The sequence below is a fragment of the Pedobacter sp. genome, from assembly GCF_965279535.1.
Taxonomy (GTDB): domain Bacteria; phylum Bacteroidota; class Bacteroidia; order Sphingobacteriales; family Sphingobacteriaceae; genus Pedobacter.
Map to the genome: position 1 here is coordinate 1,730,162 of NZ_OZ257244.1, position 23,971 is coordinate 1,754,132.

11 protein-coding genes, 2 tRNA genes and 3 rRNA genes are annotated in these 23,971 nt (G+C 40.9%); 9 read left to right on the top strand and 7 right to left on the bottom strand.

All coding sequences use genetic code 11. The annotated features are described in order from the left end of the window. Positions 1 to 36: 36 nt before the first annotated feature. Positions 37 to 2,427, bottom strand: a complete 2,391-nt coding sequence (locus ACQY77_RS06875; protein WP_421938718.1) for a gliding motility-associated C-terminal domain-containing protein — start codon at positions 2,425 to 2,427, stop codon at positions 37 to 39. Positions 2,428 to 2,523: 96 nt separating this feature from the next. Between ACQY77_RS06875 and ACQY77_RS06880 the strand changes: the two genes are divergently transcribed. The 3 genes from ACQY77_RS06880 to ACQY77_RS06890 all read left to right on the top strand — a co-directional run bounded on the left by ACQY77_RS06880 (position 2,524) and on the right by ACQY77_RS06890 (position 9,052). Then, positions 2,524 to 3,813: a bifunctional folylpolyglutamate synthase/dihydrofolate synthase gene (locus tag ACQY77_RS06880; RefSeq protein WP_421938717.1), complete on the top strand. Its 1,290-nt coding sequence runs from the start codon at positions 2,524 to 2,526 to the stop codon at positions 3,811 to 3,813. Positions 3,814 to 3,881: 68 nt separating this feature from the next. Continuing rightward, positions 3,882 to 5,534: an alkaline phosphatase PafA gene (gene pafA / locus ACQY77_RS06885; RefSeq protein ID WP_421938716.1), complete on the top strand. Its 1,653-nt coding sequence runs from the start codon at positions 3,882 to 3,884 to the stop codon at positions 5,532 to 5,534. 143 nt (positions 5,535 to 5,677) lie between these two features. Then, positions 5,678 to 9,052: a methylmalonyl-CoA mutase family protein gene (locus ACQY77_RS06890; RefSeq protein ID WP_421938715.1), complete on the top strand. Its 3,375-nt coding sequence runs from the start codon at positions 5,678 to 5,680 to the stop codon at positions 9,050 to 9,052. A 66-nt stretch (positions 9,053 to 9,118) separates the two neighbouring features. Here ACQY77_RS06890 and ACQY77_RS06895 read toward each other — a convergent pair whose 3' ends face one another. The 6 genes from ACQY77_RS06895 to ACQY77_RS06920 form a co-directional block, all read right to left on the bottom strand. Further along, on the bottom strand, positions 9,119 to 10,099 hold the full coding sequence (locus ACQY77_RS06895) for an acyl-ACP desaturase (RefSeq protein ID WP_421938714.1): 981 nt from the start codon (positions 10,097 to 10,099) through the stop codon (positions 9,119 to 9,121). Positions 10,100 to 10,424: 325 nt separating this feature from the next. Then, positions 10,425 to 10,536, bottom strand: a 5S ribosomal RNA gene (gene rrf, locus ACQY77_RS06900). Between the two features lie 137 nt (positions 10,537 to 10,673). Further along, positions 10,674 to 13,551: ribosomal RNA gene (locus ACQY77_RS06905) — 23S ribosomal RNA — on the bottom strand. Positions 13,552 to 14,034: 483 nt separating this feature from the next. Further along, positions 14,035 to 14,108: transfer RNA gene (locus tag ACQY77_RS06910), tRNA-Ala, on the bottom strand. Between the two features lie 85 nt (positions 14,109 to 14,193). Beyond that, positions 14,194 to 14,268 (bottom strand) — tRNA-Ile (locus tag ACQY77_RS06915). A 271-nt stretch (positions 14,269 to 14,539) separates the two neighbouring features. Continuing rightward, a 16S ribosomal RNA gene (locus tag ACQY77_RS06920) occupies positions 14,540 to 16,061 on the bottom strand. Together the 16S, 23S and 5S rRNA genes with 2 tRNA genes alongside form the textbook arrangement of a ribosomal RNA operon. A 1,742-nt stretch (positions 16,062 to 17,803) precedes the next feature. Here ACQY77_RS06920 and ACQY77_RS06925 point away from each other — a divergent pair. From ACQY77_RS06925 to ACQY77_RS06950, 6 genes are all read left to right on the top strand, one after another. Next, positions 17,804 to 18,733: an outer membrane protein assembly factor BamD gene (locus ACQY77_RS06925; RefSeq protein ID WP_421938713.1), complete on the top strand. Its 930-nt coding sequence runs from the start codon at positions 17,804 to 17,806 to the stop codon at positions 18,731 to 18,733. 6 nt (positions 18,734 to 18,739) lie between these two features. Beyond that, positions 18,740 to 19,066 (top strand): DNA-directed RNA polymerase subunit omega, encoded by a 327-nt coding sequence (locus ACQY77_RS06930; RefSeq protein WP_421938712.1) that lies wholly within the window; start codon positions 18,740 to 18,742, stop codon positions 19,064 to 19,066. Positions 19,067 to 19,138: 72 nt separating this feature from the next. Further along, on the top strand, positions 19,139 to 20,335 hold the full coding sequence (gene coaBC / locus ACQY77_RS06935) for a bifunctional phosphopantothenoylcysteine decarboxylase/phosphopantothenate--cysteine ligase CoaBC (protein WP_421938711.1): 1,197 nt from the start codon (positions 19,139 to 19,141) through the stop codon (positions 20,333 to 20,335). Continuing rightward, positions 20,332 to 21,222 (top strand): DUF4835 family protein, encoded by an 891-nt coding sequence (locus ACQY77_RS06940; protein ID WP_421938710.1) that lies wholly within the window; start codon positions 20,332 to 20,334, stop codon positions 21,220 to 21,222. The genes coaBC and ACQY77_RS06940 overlap by 4 nt, the downstream gene beginning before the upstream one ends. A gap of 299 nt (positions 21,223 to 21,521) precedes the next feature. Continuing rightward, the gene (locus ACQY77_RS06945; protein ID WP_421938709.1) at positions 21,522 to 21,893 is read left to right on the top strand and encodes a BlaI/MecI/CopY family transcriptional regulator; all 372 of its coding nucleotides are present in this window, start codon (positions 21,522 to 21,524) and stop codon (positions 21,891 to 21,893) included. 90 nt (positions 21,894 to 21,983) lie between these two features. After that, positions 21,984 to 23,918, top strand: a complete 1,935-nt coding sequence (locus ACQY77_RS06950) for a M56 family metallopeptidase (protein WP_421938708.1) — start codon at positions 21,984 to 21,986, stop codon at positions 23,916 to 23,918. Positions 23,919 to 23,971 lie beyond the last annotated feature (53 nt).

A 23,971-nucleotide genomic window follows, 5' to 3' on the forward strand; every position in this document is an offset into this window, starting at 1 on the left:
CTTGCGGCTATTTAGCTATCCTGCTGAATCGAAAGGCTATCTAATCAAAGTAACAGAACCCTTTTTAATAATCACTTTATTTTCTTGAGTAGTAAAGGTGGCAACCCAAAAATAACTTCCCACCGGAGCAGCACCTCCCTTATAATCTCCATTCCAACTGTCATATAATCGATTTGAACTAAACATCAGCGCACCTCTCCGGTCAAAAATCTGTAGTTTAAAATTCGTTGCTCTGCTCCCCTCTTTAGCCTTAAAAAAATCATTAACACTATCTGAGTTCGGGCTAAAGGCATTTGGAAAAGAAATATCATTGCATGCTTCTTCTTCCAGCGTTACGTCAACCTCATCTGCCATGCATCCATTAGCCTTAAGAATATCGAAGTGATAATTCCCTGCATACAACCCGGTAAAATTATGGCTTGCCTGATAAACAATCCCGTTGTATCTAATCATGAAATCGTTATTGTGCTCACCTATCGAGAAAGAAATCTGACCGCTCAAATCGCAAACCGGATTTTTAGCATTTATCCTTACCAATGGCTTTGTTAAGTTATAATCTGGCACTGTAAAGGTACTGTATTGTGGCTGGGCACCTCCTGATGCTTTTACTTCAATTTCATAAGAACCTGGTGCCAGCATCTCGAAAATCCCGGTATGATTTGAAATGGAATTATTTAGCGTAAATGTGTAAACCTCCGGAATAGTTGGGCTAATAATCTTCGCGATGCCCTTTCCCAGTACGTTACATTCCTGTTGTATTTGAATGTCATCAATAACCATAGCGCAGGGCTCATAAACGAGCTCCGCTACTTTTTCATCAATCAAACATCCTTGCTGATTAACCACTGTAAAACTATAACTACCTACATCTAAGTTATTAAATTCATGCTCGAAAGGAAAAGTTACACCTTTATATAAAATCCTGTACAATTCACCGTTAGCGAGCTGGTTAAATTTTATTCTCCCTTTAACAGCACATACAGGATTAGCACTAATGATGTTAAACACTGGCTGCAAAGACTTGTAATCTGGTACAATTGCGGTAGTTTCTATTTCATCTTCATCTGATACAATTTTAATGTTATAGCTACCAGGGAGTAAGTTTTTAAATATCCCGGAGTTATTAGTTTCAATTCCATTTAAAAAATACTTATAACTGGCTGTATGTGCTTGTGTTAAAACGGTAACTACACCTTTATTAAAGGCATCACACTGACGCTCTATTGTTACTTTATCCAGAATAATTCTGCATTTATCCTGTTTTATGGGAATATCGACCGTTTCTACCAGACACCCATTTTTATTAACAATTTCGAAATGGTAGGTACTTCCTGCAGTCAATCCTGAAAGGGTGCTATTTATTGGATAAAGCTTATTGAGGTATCTAACCTGATAAGTACTGTTGGCCTCGGGTGTTGAAAAGGCTACAGCACCTGGATTTCCACAAGATTCATCACGGGCTTTCCAGGTGTAATCAGGTTTTATTAAATCATATTCAGGCACTTCCAATGTTCCGGAATAAGCATCTGATTCTGAAGTTATTGTAAATGAGTAATTCCCTGCTTTTAATCCTGTAAACTTTCCAGTGCTATTGCTTATCCCGTTTAAGGTAAAAGTATACGTTTCAAAACGAGACCTGGTTATAATATCCACTATGGCCAGTTTATCACTTGAACAATCTTGCGTGATATCTACTTTATCCAATTCAATTCCTAGGGTACTCCCATCCTCAACAGGACTAGCAGCATCCAGTACTGAATAGGGTAATATTCCTACATCTCTCACGATCTTCTGGTTTTCCATATCCAGTTCAATCACATTGGTTTGCAATTCGTTTTTATACACCAATCCATAAACAGTATTTTTCCGCAAACCAGTAGCAACACTTACAATACCAAAAAGTTGCTGGCTCATTGGAATATGCAAGGTACTTTGACTTGGGTTATTTAGATTTACCTTAACGATTCCATTAACACTGGCCATATATAAATCTTTATTGTAAAAGCACATATCGCCACTTGGTGCAAAATTTAGCGCACCCAATGCTTCCGATTTACCTGTATTGATATCTGTTGTAAGCAAATATCCTGCAGCGTAGTATAGCTTATTATCAGCACCAAGAGTTAAAGCATTTGAATTACCCATATTGGGAAATAATTTAGTACATCCCTCCATCAAAATATCTTTCACACTTGCAGCGTGGATATTATTTTGATTTAACCAATACATCTTATCCTTATTCATTGCAATAGAAAAATATTGATCGCCAGTTGTACATTCGGCCACTTTAACAGACTGCAAACCTGAAGGGGTAACAGTTACTTTATGAATACCGCTCCTTACTGCGCTTACATAGAAAACCTGAGCTTCAGACCTAAAATAAAATGCTAGAAGAATGAAAAGAATGACTTTAACTTTGTTAATCACTTTGGAGATACGTTATAGCGGCGGCTAAAGATAATAACAAAAACAATAATTAAAACATGCATTTTTTCTTGTAAAGCCCTGCCGTATATTTGCATCATGAATTACCAGCAAACACTTGATTTTTTATACAGTAAGCTACCCATGTTTACACGGGTGGGCGCAGCTGCGTTTAAAAAAGATTTAACCAATACCCTCATCCTTTGTGAGGCATTAGGAAATCCTCAGGAGAAGTTCAAAACCATACATGTTGCTGGTACCAATGGCAAAGGTTCAACTTCTCATATGCTTGCTGCTGTTTTACAGATTCAGGGATATAAAACCGGATTATATACCTCTCCACACTTAAAAGATTTTAGAGAGCGTATCCGAATTAACGGCAAAATGATGCCCAAAAAAGAGGTTGTAGCATTTGTAAAAGATCAGCAAAAAACAATAGAAGAAATCGAACCCTCTTTCTTTGAAGTAACAGTAGCCATGGCCTTTGATTACTTTGCCAAACATCAGGTGGATATTGCAGTAATTGAAGTTGGCCTGGGCGGGAGACTGGATTCTACCAATATTATCCTGCCTGAACTTTCTGTAATTACCAATATCAGTATGGATCATACCAATATGCTGGGTAATACTCTCGAAGAAATTGCAGGTGAAAAAGCGGGAATTATCAAATCGAATACACCTGTGGTGATTGGAGAAAGCCAGAAAAAATCAAAAGCAGTTTTTATCCGCAAAGCGGAAGAAATGCAGGCTCCAATTATTTTTGCCGATTCGGTTTTGTCTGGTACCGACTTCAAAATCAAAAACAACAAGTTACAGCTTTCCATATTGGAGGGAGAAAAGATCAAATACAAAAACCTGAGTAGTGACCTGGCAGGGGTTTATCAACACAAAAATATACTTACCGTTATAGAAGCTTTGACTGTATTAGATCAAAAAACTGCCTTTAAAATTGATGAGAGCAGTATTTATAGGGCCTTAAAGCAGGTAAAAAAACTTACTGGTTTGCAGGGAAGGTGGCAAACACTTCAAAAAAATCCGCTAATCATCTGCGATACAGGACACAATGAAGCCGGAATTGCTGAAGTATTAAAAAATATTGAGCAAACAAAGTTTGATAAACTCCACATTGTTTTTGGAATGGTTAAGGATAAGGATATTACTAAAGTTCTATCCATGATGCCTCAAAATGCAATTTATTATTTTGCTAAACCAGATTTAGAGCGAGGATTACCGGCCGATGAATTAAAGGCACAAGCAGCCGAATTTGGCCTGCTTGGAGATGCCTACCCTACTGTAGCAATGGCAAAAGCTTCAGCAAAAGAAGCGGCCACAGTAAAAGATTTAATTTTTATCGGTGGCAGTACATTTGTAGTAGCAGAAGCGCTATAAAATCTTTACAGAAACTTCAAAAGTTCTTCATCTTAAAATCCTTACTTTAGCGCTTTAACAAAAAAATAATGAAGAAAATTTCATACCTGATTGTCTCCTTATCTCTTTTATCTGCAACATTATCAAACGCACAAACAAAAAAAACAACCCCAGTAAAAACGTTCCCTGCGGAAGTTGCACGACCGAAACTTGTGGTGGGTTTAGTAGTCGACCAAATGCGCTGGGACTATCTGTACCGATATTATAACCGTTATACCAATGGCGGATTTAAAAGGCTGATTAATGAAGGCTTTTCAGTAGAAAATACATTCATTCCTTATACACCAACTTATACAGCCTGTGGCCACACCTGTATTTATACCGGATCCATTCCAGCTATCCATGGTATTATTGGCAACGATTGGTATAATGAAGAAACCAAGAAAAATGTTTATTGTACCGAAGACAGTACCGTAACAACAGTGGGTAGTACCCCATCTGCAGAAGGAAATATGTCTCCAAAAAATATGCTCACCAATACCATTACTGATGAGCTCCGTTTAGCTACAAACTTTAAAGGAAAAGTTATAGGCATCTCCTTAAAAGACAGAGGTTCTATCCTGCCAGCGGGTCATGCTGCAAATGGCGCATATTGGTACCAGGGAAGTACAGGAAACTGGATTACCAGTACTTTTTACATGAAAGAAGTTCCAACCTGGATTGCTGATTACAACAAACTAAAACTCGCGAATAAGTTTTATGCCAAGAACTGGGAAACCCTCTACCCTATCAATACCTATGTAAACAGTACGAAGGATGAAAACGCTTACGAAGGAAAAAACAGTACATTTCCACACCTGTTAGCGCAAAATATAGATAAAAATTTTGACGCCATCAGAGGCACACCATACGGTAACACCATTACTTTAGATTTAGCTAAACTGGCTATCCTTTCTGAGGATTTAGGAGCAGATAACATAACCGATTTTCTTGCAGTTAGCTGCTCTTCTACAGATTATGTTGGCCATGCTTATGGTCCTAACTCTGTTGAAGCAGAAGATACCTATTTACGTTTAGATAAAGATTTTGAAGAGTTTTTTAACTATCTGGATAAAAAAGTTGGCAAAGGAAATTATACCGTATTCTTAACAGCAGACCATGGCGCAGCGCATGTACCAGGATTTATGAAAGAGAACAGACTGCCCGCAGGTGTGGTAAGTGACAGAGATATAACCTTTAAGTTAAACGCTTTTCTAAATGATAAGTTCAAATTGAAAAACGTGGTATTGAAATCAATGAACAACCAAATTATTTTCGACCATGCTAAAACCAATGAGGCAGACGTAAGTTTTGACGTAATCAAAGCAGCATCTATAGAGTTTATTAAAAGAATGGATGGAATTGCAAATGCTGTTGATATCGCGAAAGTATCTCAAAGTACACTGCCAGAAATTCAAAAGAAAATGATAACCAACGGGTACAATGCTCGCAGAAGTGGCGACATCTACTACATTTTAAATCCAAACTGGTTTAACGGTAGCAGCACAGGAACCACCCACGGCAACTGGAATCCTTATGATGCACATATTCCCTTGGTATTTATGGGTTGGGGAATTAAACCTGGCGCCTCTAATAAAACTCACTACATGACCGATATTTCGGCAACCTTAGCCGCTCTACTTCATATCCAGATGCCTAACGGCTGTGTAGGAGAACCAATCACAGAAATCACCAATAAATAATTTATCAGAGCCACTTTCCAAACGTGGCTTTTTTCATGCTTATATTTTTACATCAGAGCCGTAAACCAAAGGCCATAACGGTTTAAGGTCTACGGCTTCCAACAAGGTTATTTTGCTACATTTGCATACTAACTATTATTGCTATGCAACAAGCAGAAATTTATAAACCTAAGCATAAAATCCGTTTTGTAACTGCCGCTTCTCTTTTTGATGGACATGATGCCACAATTAATATTATGCGCCGTATTTTACAGTCATCAGGTGCAGAGGTTATTCACCTGGGACATAACCGCTCAGTTGATGAAGTGGTAAACTGTGCTATTCAGGAAGATGTTCAGGGTATTGCAATGACCTCCTATCAGGGCGGACATATAGAATACTTTAAATACATGTATGATTTGCTTCAGGAACGCGGATCAGGTCATATTAAGATTTTTGCAGGAGGTGGCGGTGTAATTCTACCCAATGAAATTGAAGAGCTTGAGGACTACGGCATTTCAAAAATTTACTCCCCTGATGATGGACGTAAAATGGGTTTGCAGGGAATGATTAACGACATGTTGCAAAAAACTGATTTTGTAACACAATCGGCCATTCGAAATGAACTGAATGACATCCCCCGGAAAGAAGTGAAAGCAATTGCCACAGCCATTACCATTGCAGAGAATGATCCAGAAGCCACTCAATCTTTTGTAGATGAATTAAAACGCTTATCTGCAAACAATACTGCCCCCATTTTGGGTATAACCGGAACCGGTGGAGCTGGTAAATCATCTTTAGTAGATGAGCTGGTGAGGAGGTTTTTAATTGAAGTACCAGATAAGACCCTGGCTATTATTTCCGTCGACCCTTCCAAACGCAAAACTGGTGGTGCTTTGCTTGGCGATCGTATTCGGATGAACGCTATTAATAGTCCCAGAGTTTACATGCGCTCACTGGCCACACGTCAAGCCAATTTGGCTTTATCCAAAAACGTTCAGGAAAGTATTGATATTTGCAAAGCTGCCGGTTACGATCTTATTATTGTGGAAACCTCTGGCATAGGGCAATCGGACACTGAAATCACAGAACATTGCGATGTTTCTTTGTATGTTATGACACCAGAGTTTGGAGCAGCAACACAATTGGAAAAAATTGACATGCTTGATTTCGCCGACCTGGTTGCAATCAATAAGTTTGATAAACGAGGTGCTTTAGATGCATTAAGAGATGTAAGGAAGCAGTACAAGCGTAATCACAATATATTTGATGCCAAAGATGAAGAAATTCCTGTATATGGTACAATGGCTTCTCAGTTTAACGATCCTGGAATGAACAACCTTTTTGTAGCCCTGATGGACTGCATTAAAACCAAAACCGGAACGGATTTTCAAGCCAAAATGGAACTGACCACTGACCAATCAGAAAAAATATACATTATTCCACCAGATCGCATCCGATACCTCGCAGAAATTGCAGAAGCCAGTCAAAATTACCAGGAATGGGTTGATAAACAAGTAGGAATAGCGCGTAAGATGTATCAAATTAAGGGGGTGGTTGATTTATTATCTGACACAAGTCAATCTTCCGAGATAATAACGAGTTTAAATAATGTCTATTTATCATATGAGGAGCTTTTAGATGGTGAGTGTAAAAGGTTACTTCGCCAATGGCCAGAAACAAAGAAAGCATATAAAGAAGCTTTTTTCATCTATAAAGTAAGGGATAAAGAAATTAAGCAGCCACTGTTTTATGAATCGCTTTCCAAGCTTAATATCCCAAAAGTATCCTTACCTAAGTACGAAGACTGGGGCGATATCTTACGTTGGTTACTAACCGAAAATCTTCCTGGTGAATTCCCTTATGCAGCAGGTGTATTCCCACTCAAAAGAGATGGGGAAGATCCAACCCGAATGTTTGCAGGAGAGGGTGGCCCGGAGAGAACCAATAAACGTTTCCATTATGTATCCTTAGGACAACCGGCACATCGCTTATCAACAGCATTCGATTCAGTTACTTTATATGGAGAGGATCCCCATATTCGCCCTGATATTTACGGAAAAATAGGTAATTCTGGTGTAAGTATCGCTACACTGGATGATGCGAAAAAACTATACTCTGGATTCGATCTCTGCGCAGCATCAACATCAGTTTCGATGACAATTAATGGCCCGGCACCCATGCTTTTAGGCTTTTTCATGAATGCAGCCATTGATCAGCAATGCGAGAAATACATCATTGAAAATAATTTAGAAACTGAAGTTAAAGCCAAAATTGCTAAAATTTACGAGGCTAAAAATATTGCCCAACCCAGCTATAATGGTTCATTACCCGAGGGGAACAATGGCCTGGGTTTGATGTTGCTAGGCCTTACCGGCGATCAGGTATTGCCAGCGGATATTTATGCCAGCATCAAGGCAAAAGCGATCAGCACGGTTAGAGGAACCGTTCAGGCTGATATTTTAAAAGAAGACCAGGCACAAAACACCTGCATATTTTCTACAGAATTTGCCCTGAGGATGATGGGCGATATTCAAAAATATTTTATCGATCAGAAAGTTCGAAACTTTTATTCGGTTTCTATATCGGGATACCATATTGCAGAAGCAGGTGCAAACCCTATTTCCCAGCTTGCTTTTACCTTAAGTAATGGATTTACTTTTGTAGAATACTACCTGAGTAGAGGAATGCATATTGACGATTTTGCACCTAACCTGTCGTTCTTCTTTTCTAATGGTATAGATCCGGAATATGCAGTAATTGGGAGGGTAGCCCGGAGAATCTGGGCCAAGGCAATTAAAAATAAATATAAAGGAAATGATCGCTCACAAAAACTGAAATATCATATCCAAACGTCTGGCCGCTCCTTACATGCACAGGAAATTGATTTTAACGACATCAGGACTACATTACAGGCGCTATATGCTATTTATGATAATTGTAATTCCCTACATACCAATGCTTATGATGAAGCCATTACAACGCCTACAGAAGAATCTGTTCGCAGGGCGATGGCTATCCAGTTAATTATCAACAGAGAATTAGGATTGGCTAAGAATGAAAATCCATTGCAGGGAGCATTTATAATTGAAGAGCTGACTGATCTGGTAGAAGAAGCCGTACTAACGGAGTTCAAGAGAATTAATGACCGTGGAGGGGTACTCGGGGCGATGGAAACCATGTATCAAAGAGGAAAAATCCAGGAGGAAAGCCTGTATTACGAAACATTGAAACATACCGGGGAGTATCCAATTGTAGGAGTTAATACATTCCTGAACAAAAATGGATCACCAACTATCATTCCGGGAGAAGTTATCCGCGCTACTGAAGAGGAGAAACAGTATCAAATTGCTGCACTCGAGAAGTTTCAACATAGAAACCATGGTCAAGCTGAAGAAATGCTAAAACAACTTCAGAAAGCAGCAATTTCTGGCGATAATATATTTGAACAGTTGATGGAGGTTTGTAAATATTGCTCTTTAGGGCAGATCAGTAAAGCCCTCTACGAGGTTGGTGGTCAATACCGCCGGAACATGTAAAAGCTTAAAACTGAAAAGCCTGGAACTTCAAAATTCCAGGCTTTTAAATGCTTTATTTTTAATTCCTTAACCGGCAATCCAGCTAAATTTATAATCCATTGTTGGGTTTTTCATGCGTTCTGCAACACGTAGCAAACGGGCGGGTAGATTCATGATATAATCACGAGCTTTCTCTCCTGCCTCATTCAAATCACGCATACCTTCAATTTTCCAGTCTTCGATAAGTTGCTGCATAATCTCTACATAATCCACTGCCGTATATACGCCTAAACGTTGCGCAGCGTCAGTAAAATGCCCAAAGGTCTGACCTATTTTCAAACCAACCTCACGTAAAAAATGAGCAGGCATCACGATTTTCTTACGCATCATATCTTCAAAGGCAAGCATTGCCTCATTAGGATCGACTTCGAAAATGCGGTTCATAAAATCTTTATAGGCCTTGGCATGTCTGGCTTCATCAGAAGCGATTACACCACACATTCTGGATAATAAGGTATCGCCATCCTTTTTAGCCAAAGATGCTACTCTTCTATGAGAAATGTTAGTTGCCATTTCCTGGAAACTGGTATAGATGAAGTTACGATAAGGATCGTGCCCTGTACCGATTTCAAATCCATCAGCAATTAAATACTGTGTAGAAATTTCCATCTGGCGCATATCAACACGTCCTGATAAATAAAGGTATTTATTTAACAAATCACCATGACGGTTCTCTTCTGCAGTCCAATGACGATTCCATTTCATCCAACCACCATCTTCAGCCATACTAGGGCCTTCAACCATAGCTAACCATGATTCATAAGTTGGCAAAGCCTCCTCGGTAATGGTGTCTCCAATTAAAACAGCTACCAAATCATAAGATAGTTCTTTCGCATTTTCTCTTAAAGCACGGATATCCTGATAAAATGTTTCACTGGTAGAATCTGGTAAGAAGTCTGATGGTTGCCAATTGGTATCGATTGGTTTCAAATAGGTATCCATCATTTCGAGCATATACTTCTCGATATGTACCATTACTTCACCTCTTTTCTGTGCAAAAAAGCTCATTCGTTATTCTTATAAAATTGTTATCCTACAAAGATAACCAAATAATATGCAATCTATGCTATATTAACATATTAAGTACACAATCAGTTTTAAAAGTGACTGACATTACTTTATAATCCTTTCTAAATTGAAATCGTAGCGGGAGTTCTGAGTATAGAGTAGGGAGCTGGGAGTTGTGAGTTCTCAGTCAAAAGTCTAGAGTCATCAGTCATGAGTCCTGAGTTGGGAGCTGAAAGGTCAAAGTCTTCAACATTGTGCCTTTGGTCCTTGTAAACCTTATAAAACACGAAAACCCCTCAGAGTTAACTGAAGGGTTCCGTTTAAGATCTGGCACCGACCTACTCTCCCACGTGTTACCGCAGTACCATCGGCTCTGGCGGGCTTAACTTCTCTGTTCGGAATGGGAAGAGGTGGACACCGCCGATATAGGCACCTGAATATTTTTATTTAAGTAATAAGTGGTAAGTATTAAGTTGTAAGTAAAACTTACTTAAAACCTATAACTTATAACCATCAACTTAAATGACATATTATTGAAAGAAGTTAAGTTTCGAAGAGCAAACAACTTGTGTTGCTTTGAAAGCTTCGGGTGATTAGTATTACTCGACTGTGATGTCACCATCTTTACATCTGTAACCTATCAACGTAGTAGTCTGCTACGGCCCTATATGGAATTCTCATCTCGTGGCTAGTTTCGCACTTAGATGCTTTCAGCGCTTATCTATTCCCAGCGTAGCTACTCTGCAATGCCCCTGGCGGAACAACAGATTCACTAGAGGCTGGTCCAACCCGGTCCTCTCGTACTAAGGTCAGCCCCACTCAAAATTCCTACGCCCACAACAGATAGGGACCGAACTGTCTCGCGACGTTCTGAACCCAGCTCGCGTGCCACTTTAATCGGCGAACAGCCGAACCCTTGGGACCTTCTCCAGCCCCAGGATGTGACGAGCCGACATCGAGGTGCCAAACCTCCCCGTCGATATGAGCTCTTGGGGGAGATCAGCCTGTTATCCCCAGCGTACCTTTTATCCTTTGAGCGATGGCCCTTCCATGCAGAACCACCGGATCACTATATCCGTCTTTCGACCCTGATCGACCTGTATGTCTCACAGTCAAGCAAGCTTATGCTATTGCACTCCCCGTACGGTTACCAAGCGTACTGAGCTTACCTTTGAAAGCCTCCGTTACCTTTTTGGAGGCGACCACCCCAGTCAAACTACCCATCAAACAATGTCCTCCCACTAAGGGAGTTAGACACCGAATACAGAAAGGGTGGTATTTCAACGTTGGCTCCACGATGCCTGGCGACACCGCTTCATAGCCTCCCACCTATCCTACACATCCTGTACCCAATGTCAATGTTAAATTGTAGTGAAGGTGCATGGGGTCTTTCCGTCCCGTTGCGGGTACCCGGCGTCTTCACCGGGACCACAATTTCACCGAGCTCATGGCTGAGACAGCGCCCAGATCGTTACACCATTCGTGCAGGTCGGAACTTACCCGACAAGGAATTTCGCTACCTTAGGACCGTTATAGTTACGGCCGCCGTTTACTGGGGCTTCGATTCAATGCTTCTCCTTGCGGATGACATCCCCTCTTAACCTTCCAGCACCGGGCAGGTGTCAGGCCTTATACCTCATCTTTCGATTTTGCAAAGCCATGTGTTTTTGTTAAACAGTCGCCTGGGCCTTTTCACTGCGGCTGATATTGCTACCAGCGCCCCTTCTCCCGAAGTTACAGGGCCATTTTGCCGAGTTCCTTAGCCATGATTCACTCGAGCACCTTAGAATCCTCTTCCCGGATACCTGTGTCGGTTTGCGGTACGGGTTTTTATAACCTGAAGCTTAGCGGTTTTTCTTGGAAGTCTGATTACCTGCACTATCCACTTACCCGAAGGCTCGCGGTACTATCAGCGTTCAGCACACTCGGCGGATTTGCCTACCAAATGTATACCTACAGCCTTCAACGATCTATTCCGTCAGATCGCGGCAGTGTCACTACTCCGTCCCCACATCGCAGTTATAAAAAGTACTGGAATATTAACCAGTTGTCCATCGAATATCCCCTTCGGGTTCTCCTTAGGTCCCGACTAACCCTGATCCGATTAGCGTTGATCAGGAAACCTTATCCTTTCGGTGGGCGGGTTTCTCGCCCGCCTTATCGTTACTTATGCCTACATTTGCTTTTCTAGAAGCTCCAGCACCCATTACCAGGTACCTTCACTGCCGCTAGAATGCTCCCCTACCGATATATTTCAATCCCATAGCTTCGGTGTACAATTTAATGCCCGTTTATTATCCATGCCCGGCCGCTCGACTAGTGAGCTGTTACGCACTCTTTAAATGAATGGCTGCTTCCAAGCCAACATCCTAGCTGTCTGTGCAACCGGACCTCGTTAGTTCAACTTAACTGTAACTTGGGGACCTTAGCTGATGGTCTGGGTTCTTTCCCTCTCGGCGCGTGACCTTAGCACCCCGCGCCTCACTGCAGATCATATTTCATAGCATTCGGAGTTTGTCTGGATTTGGTAGGATTTGACTCCCCCGCACCCAATCAGTAGCTCTACCTCTATGAAACTTAATATCCACGCTGTTCCTAAAAACATTTCGGGGAGTACGAGCTATTTCCCAGTTTGATTAGCCTTTCACCCCTACCCACAGATCATCCGGAAACTTTTCAACGTTTATCGGTTCGGTCCTCCAGTACGTGTTACCGCACCTTCAACCTGTCCATGGGTAGATCACAAGGTTTCGCGTCTACCTCCTCTGACTATACGCCCTATTCAGACTCGCTTTCGCTTCGGATCCGTGCCTGAAGCACTTAACCTTGCCAGAGAAGAGTAACTCGTAGGCTCATTATGCAAAAGGCACGCCGTCACACCACCTGGATGCTCCGACCGCTTGTAAGTACACGGTTTCAGGTTCTATTTCACTCCCCTGTTCGGGGTTCTTTTCACCTTTCCCTCACGGTACTGGTTCACTATCGGTCTCTCGGGAGTATTTAGCCTTACCGGATGGTGCCGGCAGATTCCCACAAGGCGTCTCCGACCTCGCGGTACTCAGGATACTGTTAGGCCAATGGTATTTACGTGTACAGGGCTATCACCTTGTGTCGCCGGGCTTCCCATCCCGTTCCACTTCATTACATTGTAACCACATCACAGTCCTACAACCCCACACATGCCGTAACAGGTGTGGTTTGGGCTCTTTCCCTTTCGCTCGCCACTACTCAGGAAATCATTGTTATTTTCTCTTCCTCTGCTTACTTAGATGTTTCAGTTCGGCAGGTTTGCTCCATTATGGTGACATGTCTTCAACATGCCGGGTTGCCCCATTCGGAAATCACCGGGTATAGTTCCTATTTGCAGATCACCGGTGCTTATCGCAGCTTATCACGTCCTTCATCGCCTCCGAGAGCCAAGGCATCCCCCGTGTACTCTTCTTTACTTTCTTCTACGCATACGCCTTTTGCGCCGTATGGTATGCTTTTTTGCTCTTGTTATGATGTCTCATACCATATCCAGGTTGCCCCTTCAATGGTGAGCACAAACACAACAGTCGCCTATTGTTGTTTGCTCTTCTTTTTTAACTTCTTCCAATATGTCAAAGAACTTTACTGAAACCGAAAACCAAGGGTATAAAGGTGTAGGGTGTCATGTGCCCCAACCTAAGCCTTGTCCCAGCTTCGTTAGTGAAAATTGCGGGCTCGAACCGTTTCTCTGTGCCCCGATGGCATTCTCTTCTTTTTCTTGATGTCAATGTATACTACCGATCCAGGTAGCTTTGTTTGAGTTGTAAGTTTCGAGTTGTAAGTTTTAAGTTCTAGGTTGTAAGTTTTAAAACCTATAACTTATAATTAACACTTATAACCGTTGTAAGTTCCAGGTTGCAAGTTTTAAAACTTATAACTTATTACTTACCACTTATAACTTCCAGTGGAGAATAACGGAGTCGAACCGTTGACCTCCTGCGTGCAAGGCAGGCGCTCTAGCCAGCTGAGCTAATTCCCCGAAAGATATGTTGCAGTTTTCTGTTCCCCGTTTGCAGTATATATAACTGTAAACTCATAACTCTTAACTGTTAACTCCCTTATAGTAGTCCCGTCCAGATTTGAACTGGAGACCCCTACATTATCAGTGTAGTGCTCTAACCAGGCTGAGCTACGGGACTTTCTGATCTTAGATTTCCTGACCCACGATTTTAGATTTAATGCAATCGCAAACCGTAAATCAAAAATCGTAATTCAATTTCAATCTCGCCTCTCAAAGATTTGTTAAAGCCACTGAGTGGTTAATCTTTTGGGTGTGTCTTTTTTAGTCGTTAGTATAAAGTATATCGTACCAAGGCCATGTGGCCTTTTCAACTTATAACTTAATACTTTCAACTTTTTAACTTTTATTAGAGTATCATGTTGCGCAGCGAGTAGTCAATGCTACTCCAGAAAGGAGGTATTCCAGCCGCACCTTCCGGTACGGCTACCTTGTTACGACTTAGCCCCAGTTACCGGTTTTACCCTAGGACGCTCCTTGCGGTTACATACTTTAGGTACCCCCAGCTTCCATGGCTTGACGGGCGGTGTGTACAAGGCCCGGGAACGTATTCACCGCGTCATTGCTGATACGCGATTACTAGCGAATCCAACTTCATGGGGTCGAGTTGCAGACCCCAATCCGAACTGTGAACGGCTTTGTGAGATTCGCATTACATTGCTGTATAGCTGCCCTCTGTACCGTCCATTGTAGCACGTGTGTAGCCCCGGACGTAAGGGCCATGATGACTTGACGTCGTCCCCTCCTTCCTCTCTGTTTGCACAGGCAGTCTGTTTAGAGTCCCCACCATTACATGCTGGCAACTAAACATAGGGGTTGCGCTCGTTGCGGGACTTAACCCAACACCTCACGGCACGAGCTGACGACAGCCATGCAGCACCTAGTTTCGTGTGATTGCTCACTTATCCATCTCTGGATAATTCACTAACTTTCAAGCCCGGGTAAGGTTCCTCGCGTATCATCGAATTAAACCACATGCTCCTCCGCTTGTGCGGGCCCCCGTCAATTCCTTTGAGTTTCACCCTTGCGGGCGTACTCCCCAGGTGGAACACTTAACGCTTTCGCTTAGCCGCTGACTGTGTATCGCCAACAGCGAGTGTTCATCGTTTAGGGCGTGGACTACCAGGGTATCTAATCCTGTTTGATCCCCACGCTTTCGTGCCTCAGCGTCAATAAGACCATAGTAAGCTGCCTTCGCAATCGGTGTTCTGAGACATATCTATGCATTTCACCGCTACTTGTCTCATTCCGCCTACCTCTAGTCCATTCAAGCCCGTCAGTATCAAGGGCACTGCGATGGTTGAGCCACCGTCTTTCACCCCTGACTTAACAGGCCGCCTACGCACCCTTTAAACCCAATAAATCCGGATAACGCTTGGATCCTCCGTATTACCGCGGCTGCTGGCACGGAGTTAGCCGATCCTTATTCTTCCGGTACATTCAGCTACTTACTCGTAAGCAGGTTTATTCCCGGATAAAAGCAGTTTACAACCCATAGGGCAGTCTTCCTGCACGCGGCATGGCTGGTTCAGAGTTGCCTCCATTGACCAATATTCCTTACTGCTGCCTCCCGTAGGAGTCTGGTCCGTGTCTCAGTACCAGTGTGGGGGGCCATCCTCTCAGATCCCCTAGTCATCGTCGCCTTGGTGGGCCGTTACCCCGCCAACTAGCTAATGACACGCATGCCCATCTTTATCCTATAAATATTTGATCATTGTACAATGCTGTACTGTGATTTTATGCGGTGTTAATCCGGATTTCTCCGGGCTATCCCCCTGATAAAGGTAGGTTGCATACGCGTTACGCACCCGTGCGCCGGTCTCAAGGAAAGCAAGCTCTCCTCTACCCCTCGACTTGCATGTATTAGGCCTGCCGCTAGCGTTCATCCTGAGCCAGGATCAAACTCTCCATTGTAAAATGTGTTTTGAAACTGACCAGTTTTAACTATGTTAAAAATAGTCTTCTTTTTTAATTTTGTCTGTTAGTCACTGACTTTAAAATAAAGCGACGGTATTCTGTACTTGAATGCGTACTTCATTACCCCGCTACGCTACATTGACATCTCTTTTAAGAACTTATCGATCTGGTAAACCTCACGGCCGATCTCTTTTTTATATCTTCTGAACCGAAGTTCGTCTGTATCTCTTTTTTAAACCCCTTTCCGACATCCGCCGTTCCGGGAACCCCTTTCGTTTCCGTTTGGGATTGCAAAGGTAGAAAAACTTTTTTAATCCGCAAGAAAAATATTTTTATTTTTCCGCTTTTCTTTTCAACCTTATTTCAATTATCACCCTCTCCGTATCCCCCTATCACTTTCCGTTCCTTCCGAACCGGGCTGCAAAGGTAGTGAACTTTTTTAATCCTGCAAGAAGTATTTTAAAATAATTCTAAACCCCTCTTTTCATCCGCTTTTGCACACCTTTTAAGCTAAACCGTTTCCTCCGAAGCGGGATGCAAAAGTAGAAAAAATATCTACGCCGGCAAATAGTAAATGCCTTTTATTTTAGGTAAACCGTCTAAACAAATGGTTATCAGCACGAAAAAATAAAACAGGGGGTAAAACAAACCCAGGGAAAGGTTGTTTGAGCGGCAAAATGGGAGGCTGTATTTTAAAAAGTTAGGCAGTCAGTCCTTCGACAGGCTCAGGATGACAATTGATGATTACTGCAACTGAAATGCACAGTAACCTGATTTGCTAAAAAAGGGAATGCGGAGTAAAAAACAGGGCGCTTTGCCTATACCTCCTGCTTTTAGGTATTATACGATATTGCTGAAACGCTTAACAGGCTTACCTGAGTCCTTCGACAGGCTCAGGATGACAGTTGATGGTTATGATACCATCTCAACATGAAAGCCCCGATTCAAACCGGGACAAGCTGTTGAAATGCCTAACAGCTTAATTAAGCCCTTCGACAGGCTCAGGATGACAGTTGATGTATACGCCTGGCAGGTTTTTACCCCTCCGAAGCACTACTGCCCCGGCAAAACTAAACCCGACTGTATGGAAAATCCCCGGACGAGGTAACGAGGACGGGGATTTGGAAGGAAGGCGGGACTGCTGCAACAGAAATGCACAGCAACCTGATTTGCTAAAAAAGGGAATACGCAGTAAAAAACAGGGCGCTTTGCCTATACCCCCTGCTTTTAGGTATTATGCGATATTGTTGAAACGCTTAACAACTTACTTTCCTTCGACAGGCTCAGGATGACAATTAATGACTGCTGCAACCGAAATGTACAGTAACCTGATTTGCTAAAAAAGGAATACAATAAAAAACAGGACGCTTTGCCTATACCTCCTGCTTTTAGGTATTATGCTATATTGTTGAAACGCTTAACAGCTTACTTTCCTTCGACAGGCTCAGGATGACAATTGATGACCGCAACAACCGAAATGCACAGCAACCTGATTTGCTAAAAAAGGAAGGCGGAATGGATTACAGCAAGTTGAAAATAAAGTTGTTTTTTTGACCTTACATTAAATAGCTGAAAATTGATATACATATATATACTATATAGCATTGATTAAAGAAAAGTACCTTACCTTATATATATGTTAAAATTTGTTAAGGGCAAGCTGCTACTGAATTGCTTTAGCTAGCTTAGTGCCCGATTGTTTTTATTGATGTTATCGTATTATTAATTATCTTTGCAGAATGTTTAAAGTTAAACACTTAATTATTTTAGTATTTGTTGCCGCTTTGGGTATGGCGGGTTGTAAAAGTCGTTTCGAGAAATTGAGGGCTAGTAATGATGTTGCAAAAAAATACCAGGAAGCGCTCCGTTTATACAATAAACGCGATTACAGTAAAGCCCTGGTACTTTTTGAAGATCTTTCTCAAAAATATCGCGGCCGTGCAGAAGCGGAGGATTTGAACTATTACTACGCGTATACCTTATATAGATTAAGTGATTATACTACCGCCAGATATCAGTTTAAAAGCTTTGCAGATACTTATCCTGCAAGTAAAAACGCTGAAGAAGCGCGTTACATGAGTGCCTATTGTTACTATCTTGAATCTCCTATTTTCTCTTTAGATCAGGAAAACACTTATAAAGCAATAGATGCTTTGCAATTATTCATCAACCTATATCCAACCAGTGACCGTGCCGCAGCTGCTGGAAAATATATCGCTGATTTAAGAGGTAAGTTAGAAGATAAAGCTTTTGAAAATGCTAAAATGTATTTAACTACAGGACCAAGCAATGTAGATAACTACAGGGCAGCTGTTATTGCTTTAGAAAATGCTCAGAAAGACTATCCGGATATTAAGTATGCAGAAGAAATGGATTTCTTAATGATCAAAGCGCAATACCTGTATGCTAAAAACAGTTATGCTATTCGCCAGGAAGATCGTTATAATGAGGCGATAACTTTATATACTGATTTTACAGAGAAACACCCTGAGAGCAAATTTACAAAAGACGCTAAACAGCTAAAAGAGGATATTGATGCAGGAATTGTATTGGCTAAACAAGAGCTTGCTGAATACGCAGCACAAGAAGCCAAATACAAAGAAATGCTGATCAGAACAGGTAAGTTGAAAGATACTACCATCATTAACAAAACAGATAATAAAAATTAATAATAGATGAATACTAACAAACCTGCAATACCAAATACAACGGTTACCAGAAATGTACACGATTTAGATAAAACAACTGACAATTTATATGAATCGTTAGTTGTAATTGCTAAAAGGGCAAATCAGATTTCAAACAACATGAAAGAGGAGTTGCATGGTAAATTAGCTGAATTTGCTTCTAGCAATGATAACCTGGAAGAAATTTTTGAAAACCGTGAGCAGATTGAAATCAGCAAGCACTACGAACGCATGCCTAAGCCTGTTTTAGTTGCTATGGATGAGTTTTTAAGTGGTAAAGTTTACCATAGAAATCCTGCTAAAGAACAAAAGTAATTAGCAAAGGGCAAGGAGCATGGCGCAATTTCCTAAGCATATTAATGCTCTAAGCCCCATGCCCAACACTCCATGCTAAAAGACAAAAATATACTCCTTGGCGTTTGCGGTAGCATCGCGGCATATAAGTCGGCATTTTTAGTTCGGCTTTTAGTTAAATCTGGTGCAAACGTTAAGGTTGTTCTTACCACTGATGGCGCAAATTTCATTACGCCACTTACCCTTGCTACGCTTTCAAAAAACCCGGTATACACGCAATACTTTGAAGAAGAAACCGGTGTTTGGAGTAATCATGTTGAATTAGGCCTGTGGGCCGATTTGATGATTATTGCCCCTATCAGTGCTAATACCCTGGCCAAACTCGCTACCGGAATATGTGATAATTTATTAACTGCAGTTTACCTTTCGGCTAAATGTCCGGTTTATGTTGCACCTGCAATGGACCTGGATATGTGGAAGCACGAAACTACTCAGCATAATATTAAACGTATAACCAGCTTTGGCAATACTGTTATTGCTCCGGCAAGTGGTGAACTGGCGAGCGGTTTATATGGGGAAGGCAGAATGGCAGAACCTGAAGAAATAGTATCGTTTTTAAATCATGCCATTTTAAAGGCCATGCCTTTGTATGGCAAAACAGCTATGGTTACTGCCGGACCGACTTATGAAGCCATAGATCCGGTACGATTTATTGGCAATCACTCTTCCGGAAAAATGGGTTTTGCCATTGCAGATACCCTGGTACGCCTGGGCGCTGAGGTAACCTTAATTGCCGGACCAACGGCGCAAAAGGCTACCCAGCCATTAAAACGCATAGATGTTGTGAGTGCAGCAGATATGTTTAATGCCTGTTCTGAACATTTTCCGCAAAGCGATATCACGGTGATGTGTGCCGCTGTTGCCGATTATAAACCCAAAACAGTAGCGGAACAAAAAATAAAGAAGAAAGACAGTGACCTCAATCTGGCTTTAGAAAAAACGGTTGATATTTTGGCCAATCTTGGTAAAAATAAAACAAAGGGACAGGTATTGGTTGGCTTTGCCTTGGAAACCAACGATGAAGAGAATTATGCCAAAGGGAAGCTGGAGAAGAAAAACCTGGATTTGGTTGTGCTCAATTCGCTGAATGATCAGGGAGCAGGGTTTAAATCAGATACAAATAAAATTACTATTTTTAACAAGGCTTTAGAGAAAACTACTTTTGAAATGAAATCAAAAACTGAGGTAGCCAATGATATCTGTGAAGCCATTTTAAAAATTATAAAATGATAAAAAGAATTGTTTTTTTCTGTTTGCTATGCGGTTTGGGAAAACTTCAGGCTCAAGAACTGAATGCAAGAGTTACACTTTTAGCACCTCAGGTTTCTAACATCAGTAAACCTGCTGTAGAAGCATTACAAAAAACAATTCGTGATTTTTTAAACAATAACAAATTCAGCAACGAAAGTTACAAACCTGAAGAAAGAATCGATTGCAGTTTCGTTATTACCATTAACTCCTGGGATGGTGGTTCAGGTTATACCGCTGAAGCTCAAATTCAAAGTAGCAGACCTGTATTTAACAGTACTTACAACAGCACCTTGTTAAATATGAGTGACAAGAATTTTGATTTCAGTTATAATGATGGTTCAACGATTGATTTCTCTGATCAGAACTATATCTCAAATATCAGTGCACTCCTCACCTATTATGCCTACACCATTATCGGTTTAGATAAGGATAGCTTCGGTAAACTGGGCGGTACATCTTATTTTAAAAAAGCACAAAATATCATCAACCTGGCTCAGGCATCGGGCAATACAGGCTGGAGAGCTGCAGATGGACTCCGCAACCGCTTTTGGTTTAATGAAAATACGCTTAATCCTATCTTTGGAGAATTAAGGAACTTTATATACTATTACCACCTTAATGGTTTAGATCAGCTAACCGATAATGATAAAGGGTTAAAACAAATTCTGGCTGCCCTGCCGGCACTCCAGCAAATGGATAAACAAAAATTGGGCTCTATATTCCCTAATGTTTATTTCGCTTCTAAAGCTGAAGAAGTAACCAATGTACTATCAAAACTGAATGTTCAGGAACGCCTGCAAGCCTACAATATGCTCGCAGAAATTGATCCTGCTAATATTGGAAAATACGAGGGACTGAAGAAATAGTTTATGGTTGCTTAATTGTTTAACTGTTTATTTGTTTAACTGATCAGGTGTGCTCAATGTTGCATAACCTTTATCTATCCATTACTATTACCGCTCCCTACAACGATAGCACACCCCAACAGTTTAACAATCCTCCAACTCAACACCTCAGCACCTCACCAATTAATCACCTAAACATTCCCTCTCCATGCAACAATCCGGATATCGGATTGTCTTATGTTAAAAAACTGTTAAAATATTTTGTTATTACGAATATCTTCGTACATTTGAATACGAAATAATTCGTACAACTGTAACATATGAACATTCACAACATCAAACCTACCGAGGGAGAAATGGAAATCCTGCAAGTGCTGTGGCAAAACGGTCAGGCAACTGTAAGAGAAGTACATGAAGCCTTGAATAAAAAGGATTCTGGTTACACCACTACCCTCAAACTGATGCAGATTATGCATGAAAAAGGCATGGTAGAAAGGGATACCAATCAGAAAACACACATTTATAAAGCATTGGTTAGCCAGGATAAAACTGAAAAACAATTGGTTAATAAAATGATAGACAATGTTTTTAATGGTTCGGCAGCAAGGTTAGTGATGCAGGCTTTAGGAAATCACAGTGCAAGTGCCGATGAAATTGAAGAAATAAAAAAATACTTAGATAGCCTTAAATAAGGTAAAAGAGCAGGTTAAACGGTGGAGGGCTAAAGGCCAATTAAAAGATAACAATAGAGCTTAGGCTCAGAAAAAATTAAAATCACCAACATGGAAACGCTATTACAACAATTTATCAAAGCATTTGGCTGGAGCATCTTAAACTCACTCTGGCAAAGCGCCCTCATTTATGGTGTGCTATTTATCGTTATGTTCGGAGTTCCGAAACTGGCAGCAAAATATAAGCACAACTTAGCTTTTGGTTCAATTGTACTGATGTTCCTTTGTTTTAGCTACAACTTCATCTATCAGATGATGATTAGTTTGCCTCAAACACAGGTAAGCGCGCAAGCAGGGCAATTTCAACTCTCCCCCTACTTTAACAATTTGCCACAGAGTTTTAGCAGCAAGGCCGAGCAATACTTCCCTATCATTGTAGCATTTTACATCATAGGTATTATCCTACAACTCTTTGTCATCACTAAAGGTTATAATCAACTTTCTAAATTTAAGAAAATCGGGCTGAGCACTGTGCCAGAAAATTGGAAAAGCATATTTACCCATGTAACTACCAGCTTAAAAATTAATAAACAGATCAGATTTCACTTGTCAACGATTGTGAATGTACCACTTGTAATTGGTTACTTAAAACCAGTTGTACTCTTTCCGGTTGCGCTGGTAAACCAGTTAGATACCGATCAGGTAGAAGCCATCCTCATCCATGAGTTATCGCACATCAGACGGAATGATTTTCTACTTAACCTGATTAAAACAGCTATTGAAACATTGCTCTTTTTTAATCCATTTGTTTGGATGGCTGGTCGCTTCATACACATTGAACGTGAACATGCCTGTGATGACCTGGTATTAAAAGTTACCGGAAAGCCTTTAAACTATGCCCATGCCTTATTAAAACTAGAGCTATTGAAGGATAAAAACAGTCCTGCTTATGCGCTGGCTGCTACAGGCAAAACCCAAAATTTGTATCAACGCATAAAAAGAATAACCAACATGAAAACAAATTATTTAAATGCAAAACAGCAAATGGCAGCCCTTACATTGGGTATCGCCTGCTTGTTTTCTATCGCATGGATTAATCCGACAGAGAAGAAAAAAGAGAAAGTTAAAACAAATAAAGTTCAGATTTATAGTATTCGCAATACCAATACTAACCTGAATACCTTAGTTTGCCTGGATACAACCAAGAAGCGTAAAATTAAGATTGTAACCATCGATGCCAATGGTAAAAAAACAGAGTATAACTCTGTTAAAGAAATGCCTGATAGTTTAAGAAAGGATTTTTACCGGGATGAGTTGTTACAGGGTAACCGGGTATTTAGATTTAGATCTGACAGTGCTTTCCATTTTAAAGATTCTTTATTACATGCCAGACTCTACCGCGAATTTAATTCTCCGGAGGCTAAACTAAAATGGAAAAAATTTGGTGAAGACATGGACAAAGAATTTAACTCTCCTGAGGCCAAAGCGAAATGGAAAAAAATGGGTGAAGATATGGCGAAAGAATTCAATTCTCCTGAAGCCCAGGCCAAATGGAAAAAAATGGCTGAAGACATGCAAAAGAAAATGAATTCGCCAGAGGAACAGGCCAAGTGGAAGAAATTTGGAGAAGATATGGAGAAAGAGTTTAACTCTCCAGAAGCCAAAGCCAAATGGAAGAAAATGGCTGAGGATATGACAAAGGAATTCAGCTCACCAGAAGCTCAGGCTAAATGGAGAAAAATGAGTGACGATATTGTAGTTAAAATAAACTCTGGGGTAAGGGCTCAGATCGATGGAGCCAAAATGAGGGCTTTATCAAACGACCTTAGAAAGCTCGAAGGGAAGAGATTTCACATCGATTCTCTTCGTACTCACCTTAGGTATGATAGCTCAGAGCCCCGTGTTTTATACTTTGAAGATAACAACAATAAAAAATTAAGAGAATCTGCAGAGTACAAAAAAATCAGAGAAAAATACGAGCAGGAAATAAAAGAGCTTAAGGAAAAAATAGAAAAGAAAGAGAAAAAGGAGAAACAGGAAAACTAGCATTGAATAACATAACAAATGATACCAGAGCAGCGAAGAATAAACTTCGCTGT